We start from the raw sequence: 19,341 nt of genomic DNA, 5'->3' as shown, positions 1-19,341 counted from the left end.
CGGCGCGGCGTTATTTTTGGAGTCCCTGCCTATGCCGCCACTGTCCAGCACCGCTCCTGTTGCCCCACCCGCCGCCCGTCGGCGGCCGTGGCGGCGCGGCCTGCTGGCTGCCGTTTTGCTGGCCCTGCTGTTGGGCGGCGCCTACTACCTGCGTCACCAGGTGCAGCTGAACCGCTACGCCCGCCGGGCCTGGGCCACATTTACCAAAAATGGCCTCACCGGCCGCGAAAAAACGCCGCTGCTGGCCGGCTACTCCGTGCACGGCATCGACGTTTCGTCGTACCAGGGCCGCATCGACTGGCCCGAGGTGGCCCGCAACCGGGTACGGTTTGCCTTCATCAAGGCCAGCGAGGGCGCTACGCTGCGCGACCCGCGCTTTACCCGCAACTGGCGCGAGGCCCGCAAAGCCGGGGTGCTCTGTGGGGCCTACCACTACTTCCTGCCCAACCGCGACGGCAAGCTGCAGGCCGACTTATTCGCCAAAATAGTCCCCCTCGCCCCCGGCGACCTGCCGCCCGTGCTCGACGTGGAAGCCGCCAATTTCCACGACGTGGCCGTGCTGCGGCGCGAGGTGGCCCGCTGGCTGCGCCTCATCGAGGCGCACTACGGCGTGCGGCCCATCCTCTATTCCAACCACAGCTTCTACAAGCGCCACCTCGCCGGGCACTTCGACGACTACCCACTCTGGCTGGCCCACTACGAGGTGGAGCGCCCCACCCTTCCCCCCAGCAAGTGGATAATCTGGCAGCATTCCGACGAAGCCTACGTGCCCGGCATTCGTGGCGTGGTCGATTTCAACGTTTTTAAGGGCAATTTTGAGTCATTGCAGGCCTTGCGCATTCCGGCCATCGGGCCGTCGCAGCCGGCCCGCGCTGGCAAAGCCAAATAAAAAAGCCGCCCGGCCCATCATTCCGCAAGGAATGTGGACCGGGCGGCTGGCCCGCAAGTTGCAAAAACTACATTTTGCCCTTGGTCATCTTGCCGCTGTGCATTTTGCCGCTGTGCATCTTGCCACCTTTGGCTTCCATCTTGTTCTCTTTCATCTCCATCTTCTTGGTCTCCATTTTCTCTTCCGATTTGGATTCCATTTTGCCATCCTTGGCCATCGGCTTAGTACCTTGAGCACTGGCATTGAAGCAGCAGGTGGCAAAAGCGAGGGCAGCTACGATTTTGAGGGATTTGTTCATGGGATTGTTTGAAAAAAGGGGTTATGAGAGAATTATGGCCGAAAGGTTATCACCGAAAATAAAGGTTGGATGAAGTTGAATAGACAAGCCAAAATTATGCACCTCGGGGTGTTACCCCTTTTAGTTCTGCTAGTCCTGGTGCTGGCTTCCTGCGGCAGCAGCCACAGCGTGAGCAAGGGCACCAAAGGCGCACGGGGCACTACCCAGTCGGGCCTGGGCTCTTACTACGCCGACAAGTTTAACGGCCGACCCACCGCCAGCGGCAGTACCTACCGCCCCGGCCAAATGACCGCCGCCCACAACACGCTGCCCTTCGGCACGCTCATCCGCGTCACCAACACCCGCAACGGCCGCTCCGTCGACGTGACCGTGACCGACCGCGGCCCGCACACCAAAGGCTACATCGTGGATGTATCGCGCCGCGCCGCCGTGCAGCTCGATATCATCCAGGCCGGGGTAGTGCCGGTGCAGGTTACCGTCATCCGCGAAGCCGCCGACAATCATTAGGCCGCCGGCCCTTTTTCACTTCTCAATCGTTCACCCCCCACCCCACCGGCCTCCCTGCCATGAATATTCGCAAAAAAGTAACCTGGACGCTCCCGCCCGCCACCAACCGCTACGCCGCCCTCGACCTATGGGTGCCCGCCGCCGAAGACGAAGACTGGTCCGATGATGAAATTCAGTACGTCATTACCGAAGTAGTGGAAGCCGAAACCGATGCCGCCGGCCTCGAAATCCTGGCCTGGTACAGCAAAATCGTATAGCTGGCAATCAATCCGGCTATTTATCAGGACACTACACCGCCTTCCACTTGCTATTGCAGCAAGCCTGGAGGGCGGCTTTTTTACGTCCATTGGTGCAAAGCCAGGGCAATGCCCGGAGATAGGCAATACCTGCCAATAAAACTTTGCAACTATTTTTTATTTATAAATCAATTTTTAAATAGTTTATTAAATAATATTTAATTGTATTTTTGACTTGCAAGCATTCATAAAAGTGCTGTTACGCTACCTGATTCTGCAAAACATATTTAATCAATACATTGACCAGCAAGTACTTACTGCCTTCGTTCATTGTCCTGTTAATGGTATGCCTGCTGAATCCAGCCCAGGTTCAGGCAGCTCCCGTTGAAACCCGCGAAGCGCCCGCTTACAAAACCGAGCAGATACATGTGAGTAGCCCCAGCAGCCCCGCGCCCGAAATAGACCTGGGCGGCACCCTCCGCACTCCCTGGGGCGCGGGTCCGTTTCCGGCCATCGTGCTGCTGCCCGACATGCATTCTCCCGCCCCCGCTACGGATGACTATAGCCTGCTGAATGCCTTGGCCGACTACCTAACCCGGCAGGGCGTGGCCGTGCTGCGCCTCGATGACCGGGGCACCGGCCACTCAGTGGGAGTGGCCGCCGCTACCTCGGGCACCCAATTGGTGGCCGATGCCCAATCGGCCATGGCCTACCTGCGGGCCCGGCCAGGCATCGACCCGCTGCGCGTGGGCCTGCTGGGACACGGCGAAGGGGCCAACGTGGCTTTGCTGGCCGGAGCGGGGGCCGCCGCGCCGGCTTTCCTGGTGGCATTGGGGGCGGCCGGCGTGAATGGGCAGGAGCTGCTGGCCCGGCAAACCTCGCTGGTAAACCAGCCCGGCGAGCCCGATACCGCCCAAATTGCCTGGGCTACCCACGTAGCGCGGGCAATGACCGCGGCCCGGCACGAAGCCAAAAAGCTGCTGGCCACCGGGGCCAATCCCGCCCAAACCCAGCTCCACATTGCCCAGGAGCAGCTGCGCCTGACCACCGAAGCCCGCAAACGCAACGATGCACTGTATAAGCGCCAGTACGCGCTGCTCGAAATCATTCGCCAGACGGCCGACAATGCCCAGGCGCAGGCCATCGTGGCCAATATGCTGAAGCAGATTTATCCGGTGATGAGCCCGGCGGCGGCGCAGGTCCGGGCCGGCCAGCTCACCAGCCCGTGGTATCGCGCCTTCCTCACGTTCAACCCGCAGGCGGAGCTGGCCAAAGTGGCCTGCCCCACCCTGCTCCTGCACGGCACCGCCGACACGCAGGTGCCCCTGGCCGCCAACCTGCCGGCCCTGGAAAAAGGTCTTAAAGCCAATAAGCGCGTGAATGCGCAGAAGCTGGATGGGCTGAACCACGAGTTTCAGACTCCCATCAGTGAGCAAGCTTTGGCAGCCGGCACCGCCGTGCGCCCCACGGCCGCTACCAACGCGCTCGAAACCGTGGGCGAGTGGGTGATGCAACAGGTGAAATAGTAGCCGGGGCGCTACGCGGCTGAAGGCGAGCGAAAGGCCTCGCGCAGCCAGCAGCCAGCCAAAGCCGCCAGCCCACCTACCAGCCCCGCCACGATACCCGCCACCAACACCATCACCACCGGGGAGCCGCCCAGCGGCAGCAGCTGCGCCACGCGGTGCGCCAGCAAGCCGTCGTTTTGGTAGGCCAGCCAGGCGGCCGGCAATACCCAACTCAGGCCGCCCCCGCTAAAGCCCGCCCAAAAGGCCACCCGACCCGTGGGCGCAATAGCCAGCCCCACCACAAACGCTACCACGGCCAGGCTCCACCACGGCAGGTCCAGCTGCACGGCCGAGGCCAGTACGAGAATGAGAATCGGTAAAAGCCAGGGGTTGCGCCAGTTCATGCGGGCAAAGTAACGCAGTGGCAGCTATAAAAGAACACCTCTCAAAGGACCGTCATGCCGAGCGCAGCCGAGGCATGACGGTCCTCTTATGCCTCAAGTTGCTCGCTCAAGCAGCTGCCAGCACTTCCGGGTCATTATTCGCCGGTGAGTTTACCCGTTTGCTGATAACGTATTCCTGCATGGCGGCCGCGTCGTAGGGCAGCAGGAGCTGCTGGTGCGCTGCCAGCCCCAGGCCATCATCGAGCCAGGCGTGCTCGGCGGCGCGGGTGGGCAGGATGACGGGCATGCGGTTGTAGATACTGGCCATCAGCGCGTTGGACTCGATGGCAATGATGGTGAAGGTGGGGTGCAGCTCGCCGGTGGTGCGGTCCAGCCACTCATCCCACAGGCCGGCGAAGGCGAAGGGCTGCTCGTTGCGCAGCAGAATGCGATGCGGCACCTTGCCGGCGGGCGTGGCCTGCCATTCAAAAAAGCTGTCTGCCAGCACCAGGCAGCGCCGCCGCCCCAGCAGCTGCCGGAAACTGGGCTTTTCGGCCAGCGTCTCGGCCCGGGCATTGATGGGCTTGGAGCCGGCGCTTGGGTCTTTGCTCCAACTGGGCACCAGCCCCCAGCTCAGCAGCTGAATCTGGCCGGGAGCGGCATTGGTGATGATGGGCAGCCGCTGCGAGGGCGCGGCATTGTAGGTAGTAGGCGCGGGCTCGGTGAACTTGGCGTCGAAGCGCTTTTCAGCAGCGGGCGCGGGGGCGATGAAGGTATAGCGACCACACATAGAACCACGAATTAGCACGAATTTTAGCGGATTTCACGGATTTTGTAGACGATTAGTTGCCGTCGTCTGGTCATCCTTGCTTTCAATTCTCCATTCAGCGAAAAAGGCCTGCCGATAGCAAGCCTTTTTCATTGTTTTTAGTCGTCCACAAAATCCGTGGAATCCGCTGAAATCCGTGCTAATCCGTGGTTAGGCCTTATACAGCAGCTCGTAGTACTCCCGGGCCATGCGGCCGGATTCAAACTCGGGCTCCACGTCCTTCATGGCGGTTTTCACCACTTTCAGGAAGTTTTCGGGCTGGTCGTAGTACAGGGGTAATACTCTATTTTCAAGCACGTCGAGCAAGGCAGTGGCCTCGGAATCGTCCTTCACGTTATCGGGCAGGGTCACGTCCACAATCGGAATGAGGAAGCCGTTTTCGCCGTCGCGGCAGAATTCGGGAATCCAGCCATCGGCAATGCTCAGGTTCACGCTGGCGTTCATGGCGGCGGTCATGCCGCTGGTGCCGCTGGCTTCGCGCGGGAAGCGGGGCGTGTTCAGCCAAATGTCGGAACCCTTTTTGAGGGCAGCCGACAGACCCAACTCGTAGCCCGTCAGTACGGCGCAGTTCTTCCGACCGGCCGTGCGCTTGACAATTTCATTGAACAAAGCCACTGCGCCGAAGTCCTTCGGGTAGGGCTTGCCGGCCCAAATCATCTGAATGGGGTGCTTGGCATTGTTGGCCAGCTCCACGAAGCGCTCGAAGTGACGCAGAATAAGGTCGGCGCGCTTGTAGGCGGCAAAGCGGCGGGCCCACACGATGGTGATGACGTTGGGGTCGAACACGTTGCCGGTCTGGTCGGCCACGATTTTAAACAGGTCCTTTTTCAGCTCCTGCTTGCGGGCCAGCAGGGCGGCGTCGTCCTTGCTTTTGAGGGCGGCGGCCAGCTGCGGGTCGCGCCAGTAGCTGCCATTCTGGCTGTTTGTGATGGGGATGATGGGGCAGATGCCCTCGTAGTGGCCCCACATTTCGTTGGCCACGGTGCCGTGTACCTTGCTCACAGCGTTGGCCTTACGGGCAAAGCGCAACGCGGTGAGGGTGTAGTTGAGCGTATCGCCGTGGCCGATGCGGGCCACGCGGCGGACTTCCTCTTCGGGCACGCTGCCGAAAAAGGTCATGTCGGTGAGCAGCTTCATCGGGCGCTCCTCGTTGCCGGCCAGCTCGGGGGTGTGCGTCGTGAACACGAGGCGCTTCTGCACCTCGGCCAGGTCGCGGCCGTGCTTTTCGTAGAGGTAGAAGGCCAGCGGCAGGCCATGACCCTCGTTGAGGTGGTACACGTCGGTTTTGCGGCCGAGCTCATCGAGCAGCTTGCCGCCGCCCACGCCCAACAGAATGCTCTGAGCCACGCGGGCCGCCGAGTCCGGGTCGTAGAGGTGGTGCGAGATGGTGCGCGAGAGGTAGTCGTTCTCGGGAATGTCGGTGGTCAGGAAGAACATCGGCACCGTGCCAAACACCTCCGGGGCCAGGTACAGGGCCTTCACCTGCACATCGGCGCCGTGGATGGTGATGGGGAAGATGATGCCCGTATCCTCCAGAAAGGAGTAGTGCTTGTGGCGGAACTCGGCGCGCATGCTCTGCTCGGCGTCGCGGTCCTGGTCGTAGTAGCCGAACGTCCACAGAATGCTGATGCCCAACAGATTCTGCTTCAGCTCGAAACCCGAGCGCATGTGCGAGCCGGCCAGGAAGCCGAGGCCACCGGAGTAGGTTTTGAGGGCCTGGTCGACGGCGAACTCCATCGAGAAATACGCGGCAGCCGTCTTGTACTTGGCGGCGGGCGTGTAGGGTTTAAAAGTGAAAGCCATTTATTGAGGGGTAAGGCGTGGGCCGGGGCCCACGCCAAAATGGAAATTTCGGGTTGAGAAAAAGGAGCGCAACCCCAAAGGCTGCTTCCATTGAAAGCGCAAGGTCCGAAGCATTCCGGAAAAATCGCAACCCCCTGATATTGAGGCCCGACTTACGCAAACGTTAGCATTTGGCCCAACGCCTACACTTTCAAGGTAATATCAGCCAGCGCTTTACTAGCAAATTTTCTTCGCGGCCGGCACAAAGTACCAGTATCGCAGTTTCTCAGCCCTGCTTTCGTCTTGCCAACAACTCAGCCCATTCACATACCCAATCTCGAAGATGAATTAATAATGAATTTTTAAATTATAACAATATTTTTTCTGATATTATTAAAATCGACCGCATGAAAAGCCGTTTAATTGATGATACTTCAAAAAAGGCCACAATCTTTTAACATATCTTATTGCAATTACCCCTGTTGACCACTCTAGCTTTGGGGCTTTGTTACCAACATTTAACCCATTGCACCCCATGCGTCTGTCACTTTCTGTTCGCTACATGGTGGCCCCCTTGCTGGGCGCTATCTTGTTTGCCGGCTGTTCAAAATCGGAGCTTACCCCGGAGGCCCCGGCGGCGGCCACCGCGTTGCAAAACGTGTCGGCACCGGGCTTCCCCGAAGGCTTTGAGACGGGCACCAAAACGGCTTATACCACGGGCAGCGTCACGTTGGGCTCGGGCTCGTGGACGCTGAATGATGCCCTCATCGGCAATACGACATCCGATGCCCACACCGGCACCTGGTCGGCCCGCGTGCGCAATAGCGGCATGCTGAGTATGAACTTCGACCTGACCGGCGGCGCGGGCGTGGTTACGGTGGGCCACGCCCTCTATGGCACCGATGCCAGCGGCACCTGGGAGCTATGGGCCAGCGGCAACAGCGGCAGCAGCTACGCCAAAGTGGGCAGCACCATCACCAGCAGCAGCGCCAGCCTGAGCACGGCCTCCTTCGCCGTGAACCTGGCCGGCACCGTGCGCCTGCAGGTGCGCAAAACCGACGGCAGCACCAACCGCCTGAACTTTGATAACATTACCGTGGAAAGCTACAGCGGCGGCACGCCGCCGCCTACCGGCAGCAAGAAATTCCTGTTCGATGCCAGCCATGCCGAAACGGCCGGCAACGCCGACTGGGTGCTGGATGTAGATGCCGGCGTGGTGCCGCGCTACCCCACGCCAGCCGCGTCGGGCATCACGGCCAGCACGCCGGAAACCTACTGGACGGCCGCCCTTTCCTCGTGGGGCGTAGCCCTCGTGAAGCTGGGTAACTCGGTGGAGAACCTGCCTTCGGGCACGGCCATCACCTACGGCAATGCTTCGAACCCCCAGGATTTGGCTAACTACAACGTATTCGTGGTGGATGAGCCGAACACGCTGTTCACGGCTACGGAGAAAACGGCCATCATCAACTTCGTGAAAAACGGCGGTGGTCTGTTCATGATTTCCGACCATACCGTTTCGGACCGCAACAACGACGGCTACGATTCGCCGGCCATCTGGAACGATTTGATGACCAACAATTCGGTACAGGCCGACCCCTTCGGCTATAGCATCGCCCTCACCAACATTTCAGAAACCACCAGCAACATACTGGCCAGCAGCACTAACACCATCCTGAACGGTTCGCAGGGTGCCGTGACGCAGCTCAAGTTCTCGAACGGTGCGACGATGACCAAAACCACGGGCTCGCAGGCCACGCCGCTGGTTTGGCAGACTACCGCCAGCCAGGGCAACACCAACATCATGTGCCTGAGCAGCACCTACGGCACGGGCCGCGTGGTGTGCATCACCGACTCGTCGCCGGCCGACGATGGCACCGGCAGCCCCGGCAACACCGTGTACCCCGGCTGGACCGAACTGGCCAGCCACGCCAAGCTGCACCTGAACGCCTCGCTCTGGCTCGCCCAGCAGCAGTAAGCTTTATCGCTGCATTGAATGGTGAAAGCCCGCTCCCGGATTCGGGGGCGGGCTTTTTCGTGGGCTTGCTATGGGCGAAAAATATATTCCAAAAGTGGAAACGGTTGCGCATCAGCGCCCTTCCGGGAATGCCGTACTTTTGGTCCTACGGTTGTTTTTGCGCTCTTTTTACCATGAAATTCCCACCCTTTTTACTGGCTGCGGCGGTGCTGCTGCTGCCCTTTTCATCATCCGCCACGGCTGGCCCGGCCAGCCCGGCAGCCGGGCCCAACGCTACTGCCAAAGCCGCCCCGGCCGTCCGCATCGACCCCACTTACTGGTGGGTGGGCATGAAGAACCCAAAGCTGCAGCTGCTGGTGAACGCGCCCGGCATTGGGAACACAATGGCTATTCTGGCCGCCTATCCAGGCGTGACCATTGAGAGCCAGCAAAAGCTGGAGAGTGCTAATTACCTCATCATTAATCTAATTATAGCCCCCGCTACCAAGCCCGGCCTGCTGAAGCTGGGGCTGAAAAGCGGCAACACCTACCGCCCCTACACCTACGAGCTGCGCGCCCGCAACACCGACCCGCAGCGCACGCAGGGCCTCACGCAGGCCGACTTCATCTACATGCTGATGCCCGACCGGTTCTCGAACGGCGACCCGAAGAATGACGTGGTGAAGGGCACCCGCGTGAACCACATTGCCCGCGACTCGATGTACGCCCGCCACGGCGGCGACCTGCGCGGCATCCAGAACCACTTCGACTATTTCAAAAAGCTGGGGGCCACGGCCATCTGGCCCACGCCGGTCATCGAAAACGACATGCCCAAGGCCAGCTACCACGGCTATGCCGTGACGGACTGCTACCAGATTGACCCACGCTACGGCACCAACGCCGAGTACCAGCAATTTGTGAAAGCTGCCCACGCCGACGGCCTGAAGGTGGTGCAGGACATCGTACTCAACCATTGGGGCAGCTACCACCACTTGTTTCTCGACAAGCCGGCGGCCGACTGGTTCCACGCCTTCCCCACCTTCACGCGCAGCAACTACAACGCCTTCGCCCTGAACGACCCCTACGGCTCGAAGCGCGACTACACGCTGTTCAACGACGGCTGGTTTGATACCACCATGCCCGACGTGAACCAGGGCAACCCGCTGGTGGCCACCTACATCATCCAGAACTTTCTGTGGTGGGTGGAATCGACGGGTATCGATGGGTATCGCATTGATACATACCCCTATTCCGAGCCAAACTTCCTAATGGCCTGGGGCAAAGCCATTGCCGACGAATACCCCAAGCTGGCCCAGTTTGGCGAGGCCTGGGAGGGCACCGAGGCCGAGCAGGCCTTCTTCGCCCAGAACATTCTGCCGCCGGTGAACGGCTTTAAATCGAATATGCCCGGCCTGCTGGATTTCCAGATTTGCTTCGCGATTTCGGACGCGCTGAAAACCGAAAACGGCGACCTCAGCAAGCTTTACCACGCCTTGCAGGGCGATTGGCTGTACGTGGATGCCACCCGCAACGTGCCCTTTCTCGACAACCACGACATGAGCCGCTTCTATTCAGTGATTGGCGAGGATTTCGGTAAGTTCAAAACCGGCATTGCCTGGCTGCTGACCCTGCGCGGCACGCCCCAGCTCTACTACGGCACCGAGGTGCTGATGAAGAACTTCTCGAACCCCGACGGCAAGGTGCGCGAGGACTTCCCCGGCGGGTTTGCGGGGGACAAAACCGACTATTTTTCGGCACGGCCGGGCCAGGCCGGCGAGGCGTTCGACTACGTGAGCAAGCTGGCGAATTACCGGAAAGCGCACCCGGTTTTGAGTTCGGGCAAATTGATGCAGTTTATCCCGCAGGATGGGGTGTACACGTACTTCCGGTATTCGGACAAGGAGTGCGTGATGGTGATTGCCAACAACACGAAGGACGAGAAGAAGGTGGACGGGACGCGGTTTGCGGAGCGTTTTGAGGGCTTCTCTTCGGGGGTTGAGGTAGTGAGCGGGGCTGTCATCAGCGACCTGACCAAGCTGACGGTGCCGGCGCACACGGCTTGGGTGGTGGAGCTACGGAAATAGGCTTTTGTATCTTTCTCGCGGAGGTCCGCAAAGGTTTACGCGGAGGTTCGCTGAGCTTATGAGTGAAAACGATATTTCCTTCAATGTGCGTAAGGCTGCATTCGCAGTGCATACCGCTTTGGGTCCGGGCTTACTGGAATCTTCTTACGAAGACGCCATGCTGTATGAACTGCGGCGCGCGGGTTTCGCAGTGCAAACACAGGTAGGCCTGCCAATGATATATGCGGGGCAGCAGCTTGATATCGGCTACCGCATCGATATGCTGGTCAACCGCAAGGTTATTGTCGAATTGAAATCGGTAGACAGCATTTTGGATGTACACAAAGAGCAACTACTCACCTACCTTAAACTCTCCAAATGCAAGCTCGGCTTGCTCATCAACTTAAACGTCGTACACGTCAAAGAAGGCATTCTGCGCATCGTGAACGGCCTAGAAGAAACTCTGCGGACCTCCGCGTAAACCTCTGCGGACCTCTGCGAGAAACAAACCATGACCGACCTCACCAACCAAGTTGCCATCGTCACCGGCGCCAGCCGGGGCATCGGCAAAGCCATTGCCCTGCTGCTGGCCCTGCAAGGCGCCAAAGTAGTAGCCGTAGCCCGCAACGAAGCCGAGCTCCGGGAGCTGGGCCAGCAAACCCAGGGCCTGTGCCTCGTAGCCGACGTGTCGGACGAAAAGGATGCCCGGCACATCATCGCGGAAACCCTGCGCCACTATGGCCGGCTGGATATCCTTATCTGCAACGCCGGCGTGGGCTCCTTCAACGAGCTTGAAAATTTCGAAGCCGCCGAGTGGGACCGCATTTTCGACACCAACGTGAAGGGCACATTCCTGCTCTGCAAAGCCGCCGTGCCGCATTTCAAGGCCCAGAAAAAGGGCCACATCGTGGGCATTACGTCCGATGTGGCCCGGCGCACCTTCGCCCACGGCACGGCTTACGGGGCCAGCAAGTTTGCCCAGGATGCCGTGCTGGCCAGCCTGCGCAAGGAAGTGCGCCCGCACGGCATCAAGGTGAGCACCATTTACCCCGGGCTGGTCGATACTTACTTCAACGACACCACGCCCGGCAGTGCCGAGGCTGCGCAAACCCACCTCCGCCCCGCCGATATTGCCCAGGCCGTGTGCTACGTGCTGCAAGCCCCCGCCCACGTGGTAGTGGATGAGCTGATGCTGCACCCGCTCACGCAGGAATGGTAGCCGGTTGAAATGTTGAATGTTAAGGGTTGAATGTTGAGTTAGCTCTTGTTTTGCAGGATATCATACACTTAACATTCAACCATCAACACTCAAAACTCCCTTATCTTGCCGCATCATGAAAAAACTGTTGCTGGCCGGCGGCCTCCTCTCTTTGGCTGCTTTCTCGTTGCCTCACCCGCCCGTGAATAAGAAACATCCCCAAGCCACCGACCCCAACACCACCGCCGAAGTCCCGAAGGATAATAAGCTCGTCATTTACCAATTGATGACGCGCCTGTTCGGCAACAAGGTGGCCCTGAACAAGCCCTACGGCACCATCGGCGAGAACGGCTGCGGCAAGTTCAACGACATCACCGACAAGGCCCTCGACGAAATCAAAGCATTGGGGGTAAGCCATGTGTGGTACACCGGCGTGATTGAGCACGCCACCATGACGGACTACACCAGCGCCGGCATCCCGGCCGACGATGCCGACGTGGTAAAAGGCCGCGCCGGCTCGCCCTACGCCATCAAGGACTACTACGACGTGGCCCCGGACCTGGCCGTGACGGTGAAAAACCGCATGTCGGAGTACGAAGCCCTCATCAAGCGCACCCACGACCACGGCCTGAAGGTCCTCATGGACTTCATCCCCAACCATGTGGCCCGCTCCTATAAGTCGGATGCCAAGCCGCTGAGCGTGGTTGACCTAGGCGCGACCGATGACAAAACCAAGGCCTTCGTGCCCAACAACAACTTTTACTACCTGCCCGGCAAGGCCTTCGTGGTGCCCGCCAACTACAACCCGCTCGGCCCGCTGAAAGGCCCCCGCGAGGACGGCAAGTACTTCGAAATGCCCGCCAAGGCCACCGGCAACGACGTATTCACGAATGCGCCGAGTGTGAACGACTGGTTCGAAACCGTGAAGCTGAACTACGGCGTGGACTACGTCAATGGCCGCCAAACGCACTTCGAGGCCGTGCCGGATACCTGGAAGAAGATGCGCGACATTCTCGTATTCTGGACCGGCAAGAACGTGGACGGCTTCCGCTGCGACATGGTGGAGATGGTGCCCGTCGAGTTCTGGGCCTGGGTTATTCCCGAGCTGAAAAAGGTGAAGCCCGGCCTGGTATTCATCGGCGAAGCCTACAACCCCAAGGAATACCGCACCTACCTGGAGAAGGGCCATTTCGACTTCCTCTATGATAAAGTGGGCCTGTACGACGACCTGCGCAAGCTGATGCGTCAGGAAGGCACCACCGAGGACATCACCAAAGTATGGAAAGAGGAAAGCAACGGCTTCTCCTCGCACATGCTGCGCTTCCTCGAAAACCACGACGAGCAGCGCATCGCCAGCAAGGATTTTGCCACCGACCCGCGCCGCGCCATTCCGGCCATGGCCGTGACGGCCACCCTGGCCAGCGGCCCGGTGATGCTGTATTTCGGGCAGGAAGTGGGCGAGCCCGGCCATGGCTCCGAAGGCTTCAGCAGCGAAGACGGCCGCACCAGCATCTTCGACTACTGGGGCGTGCCCGAGCACCAGAAATGGCTGAACCAGGGCAAGTTCGATGGCGGCAAGCTCAGCCCCGAGCAAAAAAGCCTGCGCGACTATTACCGCCGCCTCCTGACGGTGACCAGCACCAGTGAGGCCATCCGCAAAGGCCGCTTCTACGAGCTGCAGGACGCCAACAACCTGGGCAAGGAGTACAACCAGCGCCATCTCTACACCTATCTGCGCTACACCGACAAGCAGCGGCTACTCATCGTCGTCAATTTCAGCGCCGATAAAACCTACAAGCCCGTCCTCACCATCCCGGCCGATGCCATGACGGCCATGGGCTTGAGCACCAAGAAATTCTATACTTACACCGACCTCCTCGCCGAGGGCGAGCCCCGCAACGCCCTCAACGTGACGCTGGCCCCGCTATCAGCGCATATTTTCGAGATAAAGTCTCGGTAACGATGCCCATTTATTCGGGCAAATTATTAATTTCAACGTCCGTACTGCGCTCATTTTCAGGGCGCATCTCCCACACCTCTCCCTCTCCTCCACATGGCTGCTCCCACCGCCGTCGCCACCGCCAGTACCCGCGAAAAACCCCGGCTTAGCTTCTGGCAAATCTGGAACATGAGCTTCGGCTTCCTCGGCATTCAGTTCGGCTTTGCGCTGCAAAACAGCAACATGAGCCGGATTTTTGAAACAATGGGGGCCAAAACCGACGAAATTGCCTTCCTCTGGCTGGCCGCGCCTATCACGGGTCTGCTGGTGCAGCCCGTCATCGGCTACCTCTCGGACCGCACCTGGAGCCCGCGCTGGGGCCGCCGCCGGCCGTACTTCTTCGTGGGAGCGCTGCTGGCCTCGCTGGCGCTCATCGTGATGCCCAACGTGACGGCCCTGTGGATGGCCGCCGGCATGCTCTGGATTCTCGATTCGAGCATCAACATTTCGATGGAGCCCTTCCGGGCGCTGGTCGGCGACTTGCTGCCCTCGCAGCAGCGCACCACCGGCTTCGGCGCCCAAACGTTTTTCATCGGCGTGGGGGCCATCGTGGGCTCGTCGCTGCCGTGGATGTTTGCCAACTGGTTCGGCGTTTCCAACACGCCCGAGCCCGGCCACATCTCGCTTTCGCTGAAATACGCCTTCTATGTGGGCGGCCTGGTGTTCTTCCTGGCCGTGCTCTGGACCATCATCCGCACCAAGGAATACCCGCCTGAAAACCTGGCCGAGTTCGAGGCTGAGAAGGCCCGCACCGCCGGCTTCGCCAACGGACTTAAAGAGTCGTTCGATGGCATTTTCCACATGCCCAAAACCATGCGCCAGCTGGCCGTGGTGCAGTTCTTCTCGTGGTTCGCACTGTTCTCGATGTGGATTTACACCACCCAGGCCGTTACCAGCCACATTTTCCATACTACGGATACCGCCTCGGCGCTCTACAACAAGGGCGGCGACTGGGTGGGCGTGTGCTTCTCGGTGTATAACGGCCTGTCGGCGGTGGTGGCGCTGCTGCTGCCCGTGGTGGCCCGCGCCACCAGCCGCCGCTTCACCCACATGCTGGCCCTGGTGATGGGCGGCGTGGGACTGATTTCGATTTACTTCATCCAGGATTACCACTACATCCTGATTTCGATGGTGGGCGTGGGCATTGCCTGGGCCAGCATCCTGAGCGTGCCCTACGCCATGCTGGCGGGCGCGCTGCCGTCCAACAAAATGGGCTACTACATGGGCGTGTTCAACTTCTTCATCGTGATTCCGCAGGGCGTGGCCGGCCTAATTCTGGGGCCGCTGACGAAGCATGTGTTTCACGACCAGCCCATCTTCACGCTGGTGCTCGGCGGCGCGTCCATGATAATGGCGGGTCTGCTGACCCTGCGCGTGCACGATGCCGACGACATCCGCCTGCCCGCCGAAGCCGAGTCCGCCGAAACCCTGGGCTACGATGCCCTGGCTCCCGCCAACCCGCAAGTGTAGCTTTTATTCCTGAACGCCAAAAGGCCCGTTTCTTCAGCAGAAACGGGCCTTTTTCGTTGGATTATAAACCTGACAAATCAGCTTTTAATAATCATCTCGGCCACTTCACGGCCGGTGGCCAGCGCCGCGTTCAGTGAGGGATAGGAAGTCCAGTCGCCGCAGCGGTAGAGGGTTTCGGCCAGTTTCAGGGGCTGTTCTACGGGCTGGCCGGGCAGGTACACCGGCAGCGCCGTGGGGATGCGGTAGCTGCGCAGGTGCTCCCACTGGCGGGCGGCCGGCCCAAACCAGGCGGCCAGCTCCTCGCGCAGACGGGCAGTCAGCTCTTCCTCGCTGAGGCTGCGCTCGCCGTGGGTGCTCACCGATATCAGGGCGCGGCCGGCGGGGGCGTAAGCGCCGCTCACATCGGCGGGGAAGGCCACGTTGTGAGCCAGGGCACTGGTGCCGGCGTTCAGGCGCAGCAGTTTGTCGTTGCGGCCCGGCGAGTGGCCACCGGGCGTAGCAAAGTAGGTGCAGGTGGTGAGGCGGGCGGCCGTGGGAAAGCCGAGTTTCTGGGCCGTAAGGCTGTCGTCGGGGTTGCCGCTGCGGCCGGCCAGCAGGCGCAGGGAGCTCAGGCCGTCGGTGGCCAGCACTACGGCCGAGCCGTGCAATACCTGGCCGGTGGTGAGGCGCACTTGCGTGCCATCGACCACGCCGGCCACCGACGCGTTGAGGCGCACCGTGCCGGCGGGCAGGTGGGCCGCCAGCTGCTCGGGTAGCTGCTGCATGCCCAGAGCGGGCACGGCCGCCTCGCCGGTCACAAACTGTTGGAATACAAACTCGAAGAAATTGCTGGAAGTGGTGAGCTGCCTATCGAGGAAAACACCGCCGAAAAACGGCTTGAAAAACGAGTTTATCATCTGCTCGCTCCAGCCGTAGCGCTGCAGGAAGCTGAGCGTATCAGTGGCCGGGCGGGCCAGCAGCTCCTCGGGCGTGTATTTCAGCACGTGCCGCACCAGGCTGAGGATGCGCAGCTTATCGGACAGCGTCCCAATGGGCGAAGTGAGCGCCGAAAACGCTGCCAGTGGAGCTTGCAGCGGGTTTTGCAGGGTGGTTTGCCGCCCGTCGGCCAGCCGAATAACGGCCCCGGAGCGGAAGCTTTTCAGGTTCAGCGCGCCGTAGTCGAAGATGCGCCGGGCCTCGGGGTAGTTGGTGAGCATCACCTGAAAGCCCCGGTCGAGCCGGAAGCCGTCGGGCGTGATGTCGGTCCGCACACGGCCGCCCACGGCATCGGCCGCTTCAAGCACGAGCACGGCGTGGCCGGCGCGGTGCAGCCAGGTGGCGCAGGCCAGCCCGGCCATGCCCGCGCCAATGATGATGATGGGAAGTTGAGAGCTACTCATGTGAGGAATATTGTGAAAACAGCGCGTCCATCAGCCGTACAGGCTGACGCCAAATTCCTGCTTATACGCTTGAATCTGCTCGTAGCTTAAGTCACGGTGCAACAAAAAAGTTGGTCCATCGCGCCGGTGCTCTTTCAATCTTACTTTCAGCAGATACCAGCGCCGCAGCTCCCCACGCAAATTTTCCTGCGCCTGCTCCGTCGGCATCTCGAAGCGGTAGGTTTCGCCGTCATTGAACTGGATAAAATTATCGAAACCACTTGCCCAGATTCGCGGAGCCAGCTGCTCACCCCGAAAGCCCTGATAGGTGATGGTTATCTGCAACGTTTCATCGATTTGGAAAACCTGCTGCTTGTCGTGTATGAGTAGCTGCAGCTCGTGGCTTTTACTAGACAGCGCACCTTCCGCCACCATCCTCGGGGAAGGCCAGCGTTTCTTTATCCATAAGAAAATAGCCAGCCAGCTCAGAAAAGCGAAACCCGCCGCCACGGCATTGCCCAATAGCAGAAAGGTGCCATAGTAGCATACCGCAAGCCAAAGCAGCGACAGGTACTGAAGCGCCCTGCCCTTGCCAGGTTCAGTTAGGTATAGGGGCAAGGCGAAATCCATTTGCTGACCACTCAAAACAGCTTGGGCATCTTGTGCTCCTTCCATTTCTTGCGGGTTTTCATCGTCCAGAACTCGGCCACGCCGTTGCGTTGCAGGCTGAGCTGCCAGGCCGCCATGGGCTGGCCCATCTTATACCCGGTGGCCTGGTCCTGCGGGAATTTCTGCTTGATGAGGGCATAATCAGCCGCCGCAATATCCTTCCCTACTTCGCCGTGGCAGCGCAGGCACAGCTGGTTATTCAGCACAATGGGCCGCTGGTAAAAGAATACTTCCTGCGACAGCCGCTTGATGGTCCGCACCGTATCGGGCCGCATTTCCTCGGCCAGCAGCGGGGCCTGGCTGGCGGGGTTGCGGGGCCGCTCGCTCACGCGGTGGGCCGTGGCCTTGAGCACGCCGGCCAGGGAGTCGACGGCGCGGTAAGTTTCGGGTTTGCAAAAAGCCATGGCGCGGGCCACGCCCCCGGCGGCCAGCTCGCGGGCCAGGGTGCGGCGCAGCAGCGAGTCGGCGGTGGCCGTGAGGGAATCGCCGGCCCAGCGGGTGGCGTGCAGCAGGTCCTTGGGCATGATGCGCTTCACCTCCCAGTTTTCGGCCTCGATGCCGATGCGCTTGCTGTCTTTGAGGTGCTCCACCTGGTCGGGGCGGCAGGCGGCAGCGGCGGCGAACACCAGCGCCGACAAGGCAATTTTGGACAACAGGGATTTCACGAACACGGGCATTAGAACTGATTTTACACAAAAGTCTGAACCGCCGCACCAATGGCCAGGGCCATCGCCGGGCTACATCAGGTAGGCTTTCAACTCTTCGTAGTTAACCGCCAGCGGCACACTTCGTTTAGCCCGCCCCTGCAAGACCTGCACTACGGCCGGCAGCTCGATGGCGCGGCCGAGGATGGGCTCTACCACGTCGGGGAACTTCACGGGGTGCGCCGTGGCCAGAATCAGGCCCGCCGCGCCCGCGTGTTGGGCCTGGTAGCGGCGCAGCGCCGTGTAGGCCACCGCACCGTGCGGGTCGAGCAGATACTCGTCTCGCTCCCACACCTGCCGGATGGCGGCCACCGTATCGGCGTCGCTCACGGTATCGGCACCGAGGGCGGCGCGCAGCTTATTCAGGTCGTTATCAAACAGCTCCAGAATACGTACGAAGTTGCTGGGGTTGCCCACGTCCATGGCGTTGGAAAAGGTGGGCACGGCCGGCCGGGGCTCGTAGGTGCCCGTGCGCAGGTAGGCGGGCACCGGCTCGTTGGCGTTGCAGGCCGCGATGAAGTGCCCCAATCCCAGCCCCGAGGCCTGGGCAAGCAGCCCCGCGCACAGGTTGCCAAAGTTGCCGCTCGGCACCGCCACTACCGGCGCGGGTGCCCCGGCTGACCACTGCTGCATGGCAAAGCAGTAGTAGAGCTGCTGCGGCAGCCACCGCGCCACGTTGATGCTGTTGGCCGAGGTTAGGAAGCGTTTTTGCGCCAGCTCGGGGTCCAGAAACGCCTGTTTCACCAGCGCCTGGCAGTCGTCGAACGTACCGCTCACTTCCAGCGCCGTAATATTCTGGCCCAGGGTGGTGAGCTGCTGCTCCTGTACGGGGCTCACCTTGCCTTTGGGGTAGAGTATCACCACTTCCACGCCCGGCACGCCCAGAAAGCCGCTGGCCACGGCCCCGCCGGTATCGCCGGAAGTGGCTACCAGCACGGTCACGGGCGGCGTGTCGCCGTGCTGGGCGAAGTAGCCCAGGCAGCGACTCATAAACCGCGCCCCCACGTCCTTAAACGCCAAAGTAGGCCCATGAAACAGCTCCAGCGCCGACACGCCCGCCACCACCGGCACCAGCGGAAAGTCAAAGTCCACCGCCTCGGCGCAGATGCGCTGCAAGTCGGCCTCGGCAATGGTGCTGCCCACGTAAGGCCGCATCACATTGAATGCCACGGTAGCCTTGCTCAGGCTGCGCAATTCGCGCCGGAAATCCGCAGAGAATTTCGGGATGCTTTCGGGGAAATACAGGCCGCCATCCGGAGCCTGCCCGGTGATGGTGGCCGTGCGAAAATCAACCAGCGGCGACTGGTGGCGGAGGCTGTAGTATTTCATTTTCAGGCTTTATAAATGCAAAAGCGTCGTTCGCCCATTCGCCTCACCCCCTGCCCCCCTCTCCGATGGAGAGGGAGAACCGATTCGTGAAGACGACGTTACGGCATAAGTCGTGGAGAGTATTTCCGGTATCCCCTCTCCATCGGAGATGGGGGCAGGGGGTGAGGC

18 protein-coding genes are annotated in these 19,341 nt (G+C 60.7%); 10 read left to right on the top strand and 8 right to left on the bottom strand.

What is annotated here, in order from left to right; all coding sequences use genetic code 11:
- The first annotated feature begins 31 nt into the window (after positions 1 to 31).
- Positions 32 to 889, top strand: coding sequence for a glycoside hydrolase family 25 protein (locus KQ659_RS01880; protein WP_216690381.1), 858 nt, complete (start codon positions 32 to 34; stop codon positions 887 to 889).
- 67 nt (positions 890 to 956) lie between these two features.
- Here KQ659_RS01880 and KQ659_RS01875 read toward each other — a convergent pair whose 3' ends face one another.
- A complete protein-coding gene (locus KQ659_RS01875; protein ID WP_216679049.1) occupies positions 957 to 1,187 on the bottom strand; it encodes a hypothetical protein in 231 nt (76 codons plus the stop codon).
- A gap of 138 nt (positions 1,188 to 1,325) precedes the next feature.
- Here KQ659_RS01875 and KQ659_RS01870 point away from each other — a divergent pair, with 138 nt between their 5' ends.
- The 3 genes from KQ659_RS01870 to KQ659_RS01860 all read left to right on the top strand — a co-directional run bounded on the left by KQ659_RS01870 (position 1,326) and on the right by KQ659_RS01860 (position 3,456).
- Complete coding sequence (locus KQ659_RS01870; protein ID WP_226915683.1) at positions 1,326 to 1,694, top strand: septal ring lytic transglycosylase RlpA family protein; 369 nt, start codon at positions 1,326 to 1,328, stop codon at positions 1,692 to 1,694.
- 59 nt (positions 1,695 to 1,753) lie between these two features.
- Positions 1,754 to 1,951: a hypothetical protein gene (locus tag KQ659_RS01865; protein WP_168671402.1), complete on the top strand. Its 198-nt coding sequence runs from the start codon at positions 1,754 to 1,756 to the stop codon at positions 1,949 to 1,951.
- Positions 1,952 to 2,271: 320 nt separating this feature from the next.
- Complete coding sequence (locus KQ659_RS01860) at positions 2,272 to 3,456, top strand: alpha/beta hydrolase family protein (RefSeq protein ID WP_216690382.1); 1,185 nt, start codon at positions 2,272 to 2,274, stop codon at positions 3,454 to 3,456.
- Positions 3,457 to 3,467: 11 nt separating this feature from the next.
- Here the strand turns inward: KQ659_RS01860 and KQ659_RS01855 are convergent, their stop codons facing one another.
- The 3 genes from KQ659_RS01855 to glgP all read right to left on the bottom strand — a co-directional run bounded on the left by KQ659_RS01855 (position 3,468) and on the right by glgP (position 6,450).
- Entirely contained in the window at positions 3,468 to 3,839 is a 372-nt protein-coding gene (locus tag KQ659_RS01855; RefSeq protein WP_216679052.1) for a hypothetical protein, read from the bottom strand.
- A 106-nt stretch (positions 3,840 to 3,945) separates the two neighbouring features.
- Complete coding sequence (locus tag KQ659_RS01850; RefSeq protein WP_216685495.1) at positions 3,946 to 4,608, bottom strand: SOS response-associated peptidase; 663 nt, start codon at positions 4,606 to 4,608, stop codon at positions 3,946 to 3,948.
- A gap of 189 nt (positions 4,609 to 4,797) precedes the next feature.
- Positions 4,798 to 6,450: an alpha-glucan family phosphorylase gene (gene glgP / locus KQ659_RS01845; RefSeq protein ID WP_216679054.1), complete on the bottom strand. Its 1,653-nt coding sequence runs from the start codon at positions 6,448 to 6,450 to the stop codon at positions 4,798 to 4,800.
- Between the two features lie 514 nt (positions 6,451 to 6,964).
- Between glgP and KQ659_RS01840 the strand changes: the two genes are divergently transcribed.
- The 6 genes from KQ659_RS01840 to KQ659_RS01815 all read left to right on the top strand — a co-directional run bounded on the left by KQ659_RS01840 (position 6,965) and on the right by KQ659_RS01815 (position 15,113).
- The gene (locus KQ659_RS01840; protein WP_216679055.1) at positions 6,965 to 8,404 is read left to right on the top strand and encodes a hydrolase; all 1,440 of its coding nucleotides are present in this window, start codon (positions 6,965 to 6,967) and stop codon (positions 8,402 to 8,404) included.
- A 173-nt stretch (positions 8,405 to 8,577) separates the two neighbouring features.
- Positions 8,578 to 10,467: an alpha-amylase family glycosyl hydrolase gene (locus tag KQ659_RS01835; RefSeq protein WP_216679056.1), complete on the top strand. Its 1,890-nt coding sequence runs from the start codon at positions 8,578 to 8,580 to the stop codon at positions 10,465 to 10,467.
- Between the two features lie 58 nt (positions 10,468 to 10,525).
- The gene (locus KQ659_RS01830) at positions 10,526 to 10,927 is read left to right on the top strand and encodes a GxxExxY protein (RefSeq protein ID WP_216690383.1); all 402 of its coding nucleotides are present in this window, start codon (positions 10,526 to 10,528) and stop codon (positions 10,925 to 10,927) included.
- A 30-nt stretch (positions 10,928 to 10,957) separates the two neighbouring features.
- Positions 10,958 to 11,665 (top strand): SDR family oxidoreductase, encoded by a 708-nt coding sequence (locus KQ659_RS01825; protein WP_216690384.1) that lies wholly within the window; start codon positions 10,958 to 10,960, stop codon positions 11,663 to 11,665.
- A gap of 115 nt (positions 11,666 to 11,780) precedes the next feature.
- Positions 11,781 to 13,604, top strand: a complete 1,824-nt coding sequence (locus KQ659_RS01820) for an alpha-amylase family protein (RefSeq protein WP_216690385.1) — start codon at positions 11,781 to 11,783, stop codon at positions 13,602 to 13,604.
- A 93-nt stretch (positions 13,605 to 13,697) separates the two neighbouring features.
- A complete protein-coding gene (locus KQ659_RS01815) occupies positions 13,698 to 15,113 on the top strand; it encodes an MFS transporter (RefSeq protein WP_216690386.1) in 1,416 nt (471 codons plus the stop codon).
- Between the two features lie 77 nt (positions 15,114 to 15,190).
- Here the strand turns inward: KQ659_RS01815 and KQ659_RS01810 are convergent, their stop codons facing one another.
- The 4 genes from KQ659_RS01810 to thrC form a co-directional block, all read right to left on the bottom strand.
- A complete protein-coding gene (locus KQ659_RS01810; protein WP_216690387.1) occupies positions 15,191 to 16,492 on the bottom strand; it encodes a protoporphyrinogen/coproporphyrinogen oxidase in 1,302 nt (433 codons plus the stop codon).
- A 30-nt stretch (positions 16,493 to 16,522) separates the two neighbouring features.
- On the bottom strand, positions 16,523 to 17,146 hold the full coding sequence (locus KQ659_RS01805; RefSeq protein WP_216690388.1) for a hypothetical protein: 624 nt from the start codon (positions 17,144 to 17,146) through the stop codon (positions 16,523 to 16,525).
- Positions 17,113 to 17,805, bottom strand: coding sequence for a c-type heme family protein (locus KQ659_RS01800; protein ID WP_216679062.1), 693 nt, complete (start codon positions 17,803 to 17,805; stop codon positions 17,113 to 17,115). The genes KQ659_RS01805 and KQ659_RS01800 overlap by 34 nt, the downstream gene beginning before the upstream one ends.
- Before the next feature lie 72 nt (positions 17,806 to 17,877).
- Positions 17,878 to 19,173, bottom strand: a complete 1,296-nt coding sequence (gene thrC, locus KQ659_RS01795; protein WP_216679063.1) for a threonine synthase — start codon at positions 19,171 to 19,173, stop codon at positions 17,878 to 17,880.
- Between the last annotated feature and the right edge of the window lie 168 nt (positions 19,174 to 19,341).

It is taken from the genome of Hymenobacter siberiensis (assembly GCF_018967865.2).
GTDB lineage: Bacteria > Bacteroidota > Bacteroidia > Cytophagales > Hymenobacteraceae > Hymenobacter > Hymenobacter siberiensis.
This window is presented reverse-complemented; position numbering and strand designations above follow the sequence as displayed.

Excerpts from the sequence above, each read along its gene's own strand:
- KQ659_RS01825 (WP_216690384.1), top strand. The coding sequence starts at position 10,958 with ATGACCGACCTCACCAACCAAGTTGCCATCGTCACCGGCGCCAGCCGG.
- KQ659_RS01830 (WP_216690383.1), top strand. The coding sequence starts at position 10,526 with ATGAGTGAAAACGATATTTCCTTCAATGTGCGTAAGGCTGCATTCGCA.
- glgP (WP_216679054.1), bottom strand. The coding sequence starts at position 6,450 with ATGGCTTTCACTTTTAAACCCTACACGCCCGCCGCCAAGTACAAGACG.
- KQ659_RS01855 (WP_216679052.1), bottom strand. The coding sequence starts at position 3,839 with ATGAACTGGCGCAACCCCTGGCTTTTACCGATTCTCATTCTCGTACTG.
- KQ659_RS01865 (WP_168671402.1), top strand. The coding sequence starts at position 1,754 with ATGAATATTCGCAAAAAAGTAACCTGGACGCTCCCGCCCGCCACCAAC.
- KQ659_RS01805 (WP_216690388.1), bottom strand. The coding sequence starts at position 17,146 with ATGGAAGGAGCACAAGATGCCCAAGCTGTTTTGAGTGGTCAGCAAATG.
- KQ659_RS01875 (WP_216679049.1), bottom strand. The coding sequence starts at position 1,187 with ATGAACAAATCCCTCAAAATCGTAGCTGCCCTCGCTTTTGCCACCTGC.
- KQ659_RS01840 (WP_216679055.1), top strand. The coding sequence starts at position 6,965 with ATGCGTCTGTCACTTTCTGTTCGCTACATGGTGGCCCCCTTGCTGGGC.
- KQ659_RS01850 (WP_216685495.1), bottom strand. The coding sequence starts at position 4,608 with ATGTGTGGTCGCTATACCTTCATCGCCCCCGCGCCCGCTGCTGAAAAG.
- KQ659_RS01815 (WP_216690386.1), top strand. The coding sequence starts at position 13,698 with ATGGCTGCTCCCACCGCCGTCGCCACCGCCAGTACCCGCGAAAAACCC.
- KQ659_RS01810 (WP_216690387.1), bottom strand. The coding sequence starts at position 16,492 with ATGAGTAGCTCTCAACTTCCCATCATCATCATTGGCGCGGGCATGGCC.
- KQ659_RS01835 (WP_216679056.1), top strand. The coding sequence starts at position 8,578 with ATGAAATTCCCACCCTTTTTACTGGCTGCGGCGGTGCTGCTGCTGCCC.
- KQ659_RS01820 (WP_216690385.1), top strand. The coding sequence starts at position 11,781 with ATGAAAAAACTGTTGCTGGCCGGCGGCCTCCTCTCTTTGGCTGCTTTC.
- KQ659_RS01860 (WP_216690382.1), top strand. The coding sequence starts at position 2,272 with ATGGTATGCCTGCTGAATCCAGCCCAGGTTCAGGCAGCTCCCGTTGAA.
- KQ659_RS01880 (WP_216690381.1), top strand. The coding sequence starts at position 32 with ATGCCGCCACTGTCCAGCACCGCTCCTGTTGCCCCACCCGCCGCCCGT.
- thrC (WP_216679063.1), bottom strand. The coding sequence starts at position 19,173 with ATGAAATACTACAGCCTCCGCCACCAGTCGCCGCTGGTTGATTTTCGC.